The 10621-nt window shown below is 47.7% G+C and carries 9 protein-coding genes and 1 pseudogene; 4 read left to right on the top strand and 6 right to left on the bottom strand.

The features are described from left to right. A pseudogene (locus AC4MRN_RS04080) lies at positions 1 to 200 on the bottom strand (ammonia channel protein); the annotation flags it as partial. 392 nt (positions 201 to 592) lie between these two features. Between AC4MRN_RS04080 and AC4MRN_RS04075 the strand changes: the two are divergent. Beyond that, entirely contained in the window at positions 593 to 2221 is a 1629-nt protein-coding gene (locus tag AC4MRN_RS04075) for a family 43 glycosylhydrolase (RefSeq protein WP_491202571.1), read from the top strand. Here the strand turns inward: AC4MRN_RS04075 and AC4MRN_RS04070 are convergent. Then, positions 2218 to 3078, bottom strand: coding sequence for a CPBP family intramembrane glutamic endopeptidase (locus tag AC4MRN_RS04070; protein WP_491202570.1), 861 nt, complete (start codon positions 3076 to 3078; stop codon positions 2218 to 2220). The two genes, AC4MRN_RS04075 and AC4MRN_RS04070, sit on opposite strands and share 4 nt — an antisense overlap. A gap of 378 nt (positions 3079 to 3456) precedes the next feature. Here AC4MRN_RS04070 and AC4MRN_RS04065 point away from each other — a divergent pair, with 378 nt between their 5' ends. Further along, complete coding sequence (locus AC4MRN_RS04065) at positions 3457 to 5439, top strand: alpha/beta hydrolase family protein (RefSeq protein ID WP_491202569.1); 1983 nt, start codon at positions 3457 to 3459, stop codon at positions 5437 to 5439. Between the two features lie 199 nt (positions 5440 to 5638). Here the strand turns inward: AC4MRN_RS04065 and AC4MRN_RS04060 are convergent, their stop codons facing one another. The 4 genes from AC4MRN_RS04060 to AC4MRN_RS04045 form a co-directional block, all read right to left on the bottom strand. After that, the gene (locus AC4MRN_RS04060; protein ID WP_370242579.1) at positions 5639 to 6172 is read right to left on the bottom strand and encodes a PH domain-containing protein; all 534 of its coding nucleotides are present in this window, start codon (positions 6170 to 6172) and stop codon (positions 5639 to 5641) included. 83 nt (positions 6173 to 6255) lie between these two features. Continuing rightward, positions 6256 to 6738 (bottom strand): DUF3299 domain-containing protein, encoded by a 483-nt coding sequence (locus AC4MRN_RS04055; RefSeq protein WP_255051585.1) that lies wholly within the window; start codon positions 6736 to 6738, stop codon positions 6256 to 6258. Between the two features lie 73 nt (positions 6739 to 6811). Then, on the bottom strand, positions 6812 to 7345 hold the full coding sequence (ppa, locus tag AC4MRN_RS04050; RefSeq protein WP_155016231.1) for an inorganic diphosphatase: 534 nt from the start codon (positions 7343 to 7345) through the stop codon (positions 6812 to 6814). 119 nt (positions 7346 to 7464) lie between these two features. Further along, positions 7465 to 8433, bottom strand: coding sequence for a class 1 fructose-bisphosphatase (locus AC4MRN_RS04045; protein WP_073317294.1), 969 nt, complete (start codon positions 8431 to 8433; stop codon positions 7465 to 7467). A 201-nt stretch (positions 8434 to 8634) separates the two neighbouring features. On the opposite strand from AC4MRN_RS04045, the gene mpl reads away from it, so the two are divergent. Both mpl and AC4MRN_RS04035 read left to right on the top strand, forming a co-directional pair. Next, positions 8635 to 9987, top strand: coding sequence for a UDP-N-acetylmuramate:L-alanyl-gamma-D-glutamyl-meso-diaminopimelate ligase (mpl, locus tag AC4MRN_RS04040; protein ID WP_370242582.1), 1353 nt, complete (start codon positions 8635 to 8637; stop codon positions 9985 to 9987). An 11-nt stretch (positions 9988 to 9998) separates the two neighbouring features. After that, positions 9999 to 10619 (top strand): flavin prenyltransferase UbiX, encoded by a 621-nt coding sequence (locus tag AC4MRN_RS04035; RefSeq protein ID WP_073317300.1) that lies wholly within the window; start codon positions 9999 to 10001, stop codon positions 10617 to 10619. Positions 10620 to 10621 lie beyond the last annotated feature (2 nt).

Below are 10621 nucleotides of genomic sequence, written 5' to 3'. Positions count from 1 at the left end.
GCAAAACACTGCATAAGGACCGACAGCACGTTTTTACTGCGAACCAGGCCACCGTAAAAAAACGACAAGCCGGGTAACGTCATAAATAACACGAGTGCGGTAGAGGTAAGGATCCATGCAGTGTCGCCGCTGTCTGCGGTTTCCTGCGCAAATGCCGAGCACGGCAAAAGTAAAGCAACAGCTAAAAGCCAGTTACGCATATTGTTGTCCTGAATTGTAAAAATGAGTTTTGGATTTTTACGCCTTATTGGCGCTTATTTTATTTTTGTGGGCCGTGGCATTCTCAGTGAAAAACACATCAAAACCTCGTTCCGTGCCGCGCGTTTTTAGAATTATTTTTACGAAGCGTATTTTTAGCAAAAATATACCTGACAGACGTATTATTAAAAAGTCTAAATTTATGCATATTTATTCACCATTATGCATTTTTGGTGAAATAGCCGCCAAATGTTGCAGCATGAGGTGGCTTCTTAATTTTCGCAACGGCGCTATTAAATTAAGTAAATGAGAATTGCTGGTGACTTTTTAAGCTGCTGTAATGTTTTTTCAGACGCCTGTTCGTCTGAAGGTATAACCCAGGATTACAATACTTATGACCACCAGCAGACGGACCCTCTTAAAGTCGATGGTCGCCGGTGCCACTGCCGCACCTTTTTCACTGTTAGCCGCCAGCTCAACGCCATCAGCATGCAACAAGCCAATAAAAGCCTGGCCGCCAGGCGTTGAAGGCCAACGCAAAGCCGATTTAGGCAACGGTACATTCTTAAACCCGATTGTGAGCGGTGATCATCCGGACCCCACTATTTTAAAAGACGGTGACGACTACTACATGACGTTTTCGTCGTTTTACTCCTATCCGGGGCTGATTATCTGGCATTCGAAAGATTTGGTTAACTGGGCCCCAATTGGGCCAACGCTAACCACATCGCTAGGGGTTATCTGGGCCGTGGATTTATGCAAGCACGATGATCGTTACTTTATCTATATTCCCGCTGACCCAAAGGGCGAAGGCTGGTCTATTTACGCAATTTGGGCAGATGATATAGCAGGCCCGTGGAGTGAGCCGATCAACCTGCACATCGACGGCTGTATCGATCCGGGTCATATCGTTGGTGAAGACGGTAAACGCTATCTGTTTGTGAACGGCATTCGCAAGATCAGACTCACCGACGATGGACTGGCCACCGACGGTGAACTGGAAATGGCCTACGACCCCTGGCGCTACCCCAGCGATTGGATAGTAGAGAACTTTGCGCCTGAAGGGCCTAAATTATTTCGCCATAACGACTGGTTCTATTTGGTGACCGCAGTGGGTGGCACGGCTGGCCCGGTAACCGGTCATATGGTCATTGCAGCACGTTCAAAATCCATTCATGGTCCATGGGAACACTGTCCACACAATCCTCTAGTTCGCACCCAGTCAGAACAAGAACCCTGGTGGTCAAAAGGACACGCTACGGTGGTGCAAGGTCCGGAGGGTGACTGGTGGATAGTTTATCACGGTTACGAGAATGGGTTCCGAACTCTCGGCCGTCAAACCCTGCTTGAACCTATTGAGTGGCGGGATGATGGCTGGTTCTATGCAACCGGGGGTGACTTGTCGAAGCCGTTACCCAAACCCACAAGAAAAGCCCTTTCCACATCTGGGTTCGCGCTGTCTGACGACTTCAGCCAAAACAAATTTGGCATTCAGTGGAGTTTTCACAACCCTCGCCCTGAAGAGATGGCTCGGGTACGGTATGGCGACAAAGCATTGCTGTTATCTGCCCATGGCAGTTCTCCGGCAGACAGCTCGCCATTAACCTGCCCGGTAAGCGATAGAGCCTATGAAGTAGAAGTCGCCATGACGTTATCGGATAACACAGATACGGAAGCAGGCATTTTATTGTTTTACAACCACAAAGCCTATGTCGGGCTAGGGTTTACTCAAAAGGTTCTGAAACTGTATCAGTATTCTGAAGAGCTCAAGTGGGCAGGACGTCCAATCGACAGTCGGGAGGTGCGCTTTAAACTCACCAACAACCGTCACGTGGTGACCTATCATTATTCCTTTGATAACGGTAGGACCTGGCTCCTGCACGGCACCAGAATGGAAGTGTCGGGCATGCATCACAACGTGTTCGGTGGATTCTTAAGCCTTAAAGTTGCGCTTTATTGTACTGGCGAGGGAAGTGTGACTTTACGGGATTTCCAGTATCGGGCGATAGAAGAAACACTTTAATTTAATACGGTGGCGTTACGCCGACGCCACCAGTGTGTACTGGTATTTTTTAAAAGAAACCAGATAAGGGCAGCATTCATTGCCAATGTCACCAGAGAACCTTCAAGGCCGTAGTTTCCTCCGGTCAATAAGGGATGCCCCGTAGATTGCGTAGAAACAAGGCTTATAAATGCGTACCCACTCACATTAAAACCCCAAATCAGACTTTGTGACACGTTCCAACACAAGTGAAAAGCCAGCGCTGGCCATAAGCTTTGAGTTTTAAGAAAAATCACACCAAATAAACAGCCAGCAAGATAAGTATTTACCGCGCCTACGAGAGAAAAATGGTCGTTACTGAGGTGGAGATACGAGAAAAATCCTCCGGCGATTAACAGGGCAAACTCAGGCCGTATTTTTCTCATCAAGCTTACAAGCACCACGCCATTCAGCAGTATTTGCTCAAACAGCGCTGACAGCAATAAGAGTACGCCCAAGGGTAAAAGTTGTGATAAAGCGACAGTTGTCAGCGAATGCGCTGTTATACCCGCTGCAAACAGGATCAAGGCGACCAATGAAAGCAGTCCTGCTCCAAGTAATCCGAAGCCGAATACCAGCCTAACGTTGACTGGTTTCAATAAGGTCGTTTGCCGTAAAGAAACGCCGTCACAGTGTTTATGAAACTGCTGAACAAATAACAGTAAAACCAACAGATTACATATTCTAAAAGCAATCTGAACAGCATACTCTGAATAGGGAGAAAGGTAATACTCCAGCGGTTTTGAAAGCGTTAGCTCTGTTAAAAACATGCCGACGGTCACACAAACGTAGAAACTGAGTAACCGTATAAACACGTTTCCTTTCATGGCGTTGAGCATACCCCCTCCCTTGTGATTTTCGCTTGGAATTAGCTTTTGAGTTAGTAAGTAACGTCATATGTCAAATCAATACCAGGGTAACTCGATTCAATCAGTGTATCCCTAATTCTGATCGGAGTTATCTCATTATCGGACTCCACTACACAAGTTGAAAAACACAACTAGTCATGCTCGCTTAGTATCCACCTAAGACGCAGAAGATAATACGCTACCTGAGTACAGTTATTCGTTTTTATATTGCAATTAATATAAGGGTTTGTGACGTCCTTGTATGAACTAAGAGAGGACGCCCTTTTAACCACTTAACGTATACATTAGACTTCTTAAGAGACAGTCTTGTCACGATAGGATTAAAAAACTGTAATAACAAGGATTGATATGAAAAGGATTTTGTTCACAGCTTTCGTTTTGTTGTTAAGCACTGGTATTTATGCTTCGCAACAATTACCCCTCGAATATTTTATAAAGCACGGTGACTACCTCAACCTGAAGCTATCCCCCGATGGTAAACATATAGCTGCCCGGGTCAGACACGACGGCAGAGTGTTCCTGGCTGTTTTAGACAGTGAAACCATGGAACTGGTGGGTGGTGTCAAACCACTCAATAATGACATAATCCACAGAGTCAGTTGGGTTAATAACGAAAGACTACTTTACGAATATGCCGAAAAATACAGCTATATTGACAACCCAGTACCCACTGGCGAGCTGTTTGCGGTAAATCTGGATGGCTCAAAGAACGAAATGCTTTACGGCTTTCGAGCAAGCGACAAAAAAACCGGGTCTCGTATTTCGTCGAAGGAAAACACTAAAGCCAGCCAGAAAGTGTTGAGCCTGCTAGATGACGACGACGAGCATATTCTGATTATTGAATACCCTTGGTCTAAGCGAGGGAACGTTTATTACAATGATGGTGTTATACAACCGATCATAAGTAAGTTAAATATTCATTCCGGAAGGAAGCGCGAACTCGACACGCTTCCCCATGGAAACAGTCGTGCGCTAGCTACAAGATATGGACAGGTTAAATTTATGACCTGGAGAGATAAAAACGGCACACTTCATTCTGCCTATCGCAATAGCAATGACTCCCCATGGACACCCCTTAATGAAGTTTTTGAATTACCAGAAGAACATATTCCTTTAGGGCTTAGCGAGGACAGCAAATCACTCTATTTGTCTGGCAGATACTCAGACGATGGCATATCTACACTTTATTCACTGAGCTTAGAATCTGGCGAATATACAAGAATATTTGCTGATCATAAGACGGATATCGAAAAGATCATTTTAGACCGCAATGGAATGCCTGCTGTGGGAATAACCTATCCAGATAAATCGGCTTATGAATACGCTAGAGCTGACACAACCATCAAGGCAATTCACAAGCAACTAGCTCAGGCCTTTGAAGGTCAAACCGTTAATATTACCAGCACCACCAAGGATTGGAAAACTCTACTGGTTCATGTAAGCAGTGATATTAATCCTGGCGAATACTACTTGTTTGACAGTGACAGCCGGAATGCGCGTTTTGTATGGGCGAACAACTCCTGGATTGACCCGAGAACACTGCAACCCATGCACCCTATTGCAGTGCCCACCGAAGATGGTGAAACGCTGCATGGCTATCTGACTCTGCCTCCCGCCGGGCAATCCAAATCGGCTAAACCACCTCTGGTTGTGCTTATTCATGGTGGCCCTCATCAGCCTGGCACCCGGGATTTCTGGCGCTATGATGCGGAAACTCAACTTCTCGCCAACCGAGGTTTTGCCGTGTTACGTGTCAACTTCCGGGGTAGCGATGGCTATGGTACCCGTTTTGAGCGTCTGGGTTACCGGGAGTGGGGTGGTGCAATGATTAAAGACATTAACGACGCAGTAAGGTGGACGGCCAGTCAAGGGCTGGTAGACAGTAAGCGAATTTGTGCTTACGGAGCCAGCTATGGCGGCTATGCTGCATTAATGTCAGTAGTTAGAGCACCGGACCTTTATCGCTGTACTATCGGTTATGTTGGCGTTTATGACTTGCAATACATGTACTCAGAAAGTGATATACCTAACAGCTGGGGCGGACGATCTTACTTAAAGCGCGTGTTGGGTACAGACGCGCAACAGCTAAAAGAATATTCGCCGATTTACCATGTCAATGACATCAAAGCAAAGGTTATGCTGATCCATGGTTCGAAAGACAAACGTGTACCGGAGATCAACTCGGAAGTGCTCGCCGAAAAACTAGAGCAGGCAAACAACCCTGCTGAATATCTCCAATATGCTCAGGCAGGCCATGGTGTCTTTAATGAGGAAAATCGACAAGAGCTATATCAGGGTCTGCTGGATTTTCTGAATGAGCACTTAAAATAACCTCAGATATAGCTATTCAGGTATGCGCAGAACGTTGCGTGTTGTGCATACCTAACTCTCATCTCTACAGGGTGAAAAACTCGCAGACGGTGTTGCTCTCTGTCTGGCGACAGCAATGTCGTTGATTACCCTGGTCTGGTTTGTGCCGTTGTCTGAATAGTGGCGTTGGCTCAATAGTAGCGTTATCTGAACTGTGGCGTTACTTGGACGCCACCAGCTTTTCCAACAACACTTCAATACGTTTTACGCTGGCGGTCAACTCAGCAAGGTCACCTTCAGATGGCTCTGAGCTTGCCTTTACAGGTTTGGCATCACCACTCATTTTGTCTTTCTGCGATAGAATGCTTTCTCTGAACTCTGCGGCATCTTCTATTCCAATCAGTGACACCAGCGCGCCCGGGCCAGACTGCCCGGCCGTTTCAAAACTCAATCGCTGTAAGTTAAAGGCGCGCATGAGCGGCCCTTGGCTCATGGCCACGTCGGTAATCTTTTCAAGTGGGATAGATTTTTCCACTTTAAACAGAATACCGCGCTTTACTACCAGCTTGCGCTCAGTAAGCGTCGCCGACATAGCATTCAGCATTTTGCCGCTGATAAACAAAAAGATAGGAATAGACAAGATAAGCAGGGGTATACCGATAACGGTAAAAAACGACACAATTAACCAGCTCACCAGCCAGTATTTTTTAACGGCCGGGTTAAACGAAGCACGTAATAACACGTTTTCAGACATGGGAATCACTCCTTGATAACGCTAAAAGTTGTCTGCTGTTATCTCATGCTCGCCAAAAAGTTGCAATGCAAGGGCAGCAAGGGTTAATACGCTGTTACAGTTTTCCCTTGCATGCTGTAACCGGCTGCTGCGATATCGCCTTCCCAACGAACGGTATTAAACACGCCCTCGACCCACACCGCATCGTACAGGTTTTCTACCGGAACGCCTTCGTCCATTTTGACATAGACAATCTGATTGGATGCTGGCGGTGGCACATGAATACACGCGCCAAAGAAAGGAACGAGTAAAAACTCGGTAGTCAGTTCGGCAGTGCCCTCCAGCGGCACAATAAAACCGGGCAACTTCACTCGCTTATTGTTATACAAGGCCACCACCGGCGCGTCTGGCTGAAGCTGAGCCATTTTATTGTCGTGATTGGTTGATTGAGGTGCCAGTTCATTAAAGTCTGGCGGCACTAAGTCTTCCCAGTAAAGTTCAATCGGCTCGCTGGCTTTAACAGCACCGATCGACAGACAAAGTAATACACCTGCCCACAACACGCGGAAAGACAACAACTTACTCATGGATTCTCCACTAATAAAAAAGGCCCGTTTTCACGAGCCTTTGTGCATAAAGATTGTGATGCGCTTATGCGACTTACTCGCCTTCTTCGAAACGCTTAACGCTGTTTACGATTTCAGCTTTAGCAGCGGCAGCGTCCGCCCAGCCATCGATCTTAACCCACTTACCAGCTTCAAGATCTTTATAGTGCTCAAAGAAGTGCTCGATTTGCTTTAATAATAACGGCTGTACGTCAGACGTTTCAAATACTTCACGGTACAAAGTCGACAGCTTGTCGATTGGTACTGCCAGTACTTTCGCATCTTTACCAGACTCGTCGGTCATGTTCAGTACGCCGATTGGACGACACTTGATCACAGAACCTGCCAGCAGAGGGAAAGGCGTGATAACCAGTACGTCTACCGGGTCACCGTCTTCAGACAGTGTGTTAGGCACATAACCGTAGTTAGTAGGGTAGTGCATACAAGTCGCCATAAAGCGGTCAACGAAAATCGCGCCGGTGTCTTTATCTACTTCGTATTTCACTGGATCAGCATGTGCTGGGATCTCAATGATTACGTTTACTTCATCAGGCAGTTTCTTACCTGCAGGTACGGCATTCAAGCTCATGCTTAATTGTCCTTTCGTTAATCAAAAAAAATGTGCGTCAAGTATAAGGCCAACACAACAAAAATAAAAACCCATGAGGCCATATTCGGCCATACTCATGGGCTATTTTCACTAACCAATTAGTCGTAATAACTCAGACAGGCTTCAACCTCGTCTTTAGAGCCAAGAATAACGGGCACGCGTTGGTGAATTTCGGTGGGCATCACTTCCATAATGCGGCATTCGCCGGTAGACGCCAGGCCACCTGCTTGTTCCATCAGGAAGGCCATAGGGTTGGCTTCGTACAATAAACGCAGTTTACCGGGCTTAGCCGGGTTGCGCTTATCGAAGGGATACATAAAGATACCGCCACGGCAAAGCACGCGGTGAATGTCACCGACCATGGCCGCAACCCAGCGCATGTTGTAGTCTTTGCCGCGTGGGCCGTCTTCACCAGCCAACAAGTCGGTGATGTAGTTTTGCATTGGCGCTTCCCAATGACGCTGATTTGACGCATTTATCGCAAACTCTTTCGTTTCGGTCGGCACTTCAATATTAGGGTGCGTCAGCAGGAAACCGCCGTGGGTTTTATCCAGCGTATAAATATGCGTACCGCGGCCAGTGGTCATCGCCAGCATGGTTGACGGACCGTACAGCACGTAACCCGCTGCAACCATCTGAGTACCAGGCTGCAGGAACGCAGAAGGATCATCCGGCTCCATCCACTGCGGCGCGTGTGAGATCGAGAAGATAGTGCCAATCAGGCTGTTAATTTCTGTGTTTGATGAGCCATCCAATGGGTCAAAGCTCACCAGGTATTTTCCGTCCGGGTGGCAAGCCACCACGTCGTCTTCCTCTTCAGAGGAGATGGCTTTCACATAGCCTGATTCTTTCAGAATGTCTTTCAGAATCTGATTCGAAATCACATCCAGCTTCTTTTGTGTTTCGCCTTGTACGTTTTCACTCAGTGTTGAGCCCAGCACGCCTGCCAATGCGCCTTGGCTAACCCGGAAGGAAATTTCCTTACAGCCTGCCAGCAGAGTTCTGATCAACAAAATAAGTTCCAGCGGTGCGCCGTCTTTTTGCAGTTGAGAGTTAAGTCGTTTCATGGTTTGTGTAAGCCTTTATTTGTGTAGGGTAACTTCGCATTAAACGGGGAGAATAATGCTGGCTCTCTCCGTTGCTGCCTGCCAGCAATCGAGCCTGTATAGATTGTAAACTGACTGAGCCCCGAAAGGAAATCAGATGTTTAGGCAACACCGCAGGCTTCTGTTAAAGTATCCGGATATGAAATTACTGCAGGAAGGTTAATGCACGTACATATTTTGGGGATTTGCGGTAGCTTTATGGGAGGTATTGCCGCCATTGCTAAATCACTGGGCCACACGGTTACCGGCTCCGACCGCAATGTTTATCCTCCTATGAGCACACAGTTGGAATCATTGGGTATTACGCTAACAGAAGGCTACGACCCGGCACAGTTTAACCCGGTACCGGATATGGTGATCATTGGCAATGCCATGTCGCGGGGTAACCCAGCTGTAGAATATGTACTGGACCGCAACCTGCCCTACACCAGTGGACCCCAGTGGTTGCTGGACAACCTGCTCACCGACCGTTGGGTGGTGGGAGTTTCCGGTACCCACGGGAAAACCACTACGTCATCCATGGTAGCCTGGATTTTAGAATATGCAGGTCTCGAACCCGGCTTTCTGATCGGCGGTATTCCGCAAAACTTTGGCATTTCAGCCCGTGTTGGCGCCAGCCCTTTCTTTGTTATTGAAGCCGATGAATACGACAGTGCTTTCTTCGACAAGCGTTCAAAGTTCGTGCATTACCGTCCACGTACGTTGGTAATGAACAACCTTGAATTCGACCATGCCGATATTTTTGCAGATCTGGCAGCGATACAAACCCAGTTTCATCATCTGGTTCGCACCGTGCCCGCAACTGGCCTGGTCCTTTCTCCGGAGAAAGATGAGAATTTACAAACCGTTCTGGATAGGGGCTGCTGGAGTGAACAACAGTATCTGGGACGCCACTGGCACGCTGAACTGATTAATCAGGACGGTTCTGCGTTCTCAGTGTTTTACCAACAGGATAAAGTAGGTGAAGTACACTGGCAGTTGCTGGGCCAACACAATGTCGATAATGCCCTTATGGCTATTGCTGCAGCACATCATGCCGGTGTGACCTTACCCGATGCCATTGCCGCTCTGGGCGAGTTTGTGAATGTGAAGCGTCGTATGGAAATTCGCGGCTGTGTGAAGAACATCACGGTGTACGATGACTTTGCCCACCACCCCACAGCCATCGATACCACTATTGACGGCCTGCGCAAAAAAGTGGGTGACGCACGTATTTTTGCCGTGTTGGAGCCGCGCTCCAACACCATGAAAATGGGCGTACACAAACAGCAATTAGTGGACTCGTGGCAAGCCGCCGATGAAGTGCTTCTGTTTGAACCCGATAACCTGGGCTGGTCGCTGTCTCAGCTAGCCAAACAAAGCACGGCCCCTTGTCAGGTGTTCAGAAGCGTAGATGCGATTATTCATCAGCTAACCACCCAGTTGCAGCCAGGCGACCACGTGCTAATAATGAGTAACGGCGGTTTTGGTGGGATCCATCAGAAGCTGCTGGATGTATTAGCCGGTAAAGCTTAAAAAAGGCCATTATGAAAAAGTCTATCACCCTTGCCATTACAGGCGCGTCCGGCGCGCCCTATGCCCTGCGCTTACTGGAACAGTTAGTAGCAGCAGACTATCAGGAAATATTCGTACTGATTTCGTCTGCCGCAAAAGTGGTGTTTGCCACTGAAGAAAACGTAAAAATCCCCGCGCAACCCGACGCTGCAAGCGAGTTTTTCACTAACCGATTTAATGCCAAACCGGGCCAGATACGCGTATGCGGCAAAGAGGAATGGTTTGCCCCGGTTGCCTCAGGGTCTGCCGCACCGAAACAAATGGTCGTGTGCCCCTGCTCCACTGGCACTTTGTCGGCAATTTCGATAGGCGCCTGTGATAATCTGATAGAACGCAGTGCAGACGTAGTGCTCAAAGAGCGTGGGCAGCTTATACTGGTCCCTCGGGAAATGCCGTTGTCGACGATACATTTAGAAAATATGCTAAAACTGTCGAAGATGGGCGCAACCATTATGCCGGCAGCGCCCGGTTTCTATCATCAACCACAACAGATCAGTGATTTGGTTGATTTTGTTGTCGCCAGGATTCTCGACCACCTGGGCGTGGACCAATCATTAATGGCGCGCTGGGGTTATCAACCTGATTCAAAATAACA

This window comes from Marisediminitalea sp., from assembly GCF_984433645.1.
This window is presented reverse-complemented; position numbering and strand designations above follow the sequence as displayed.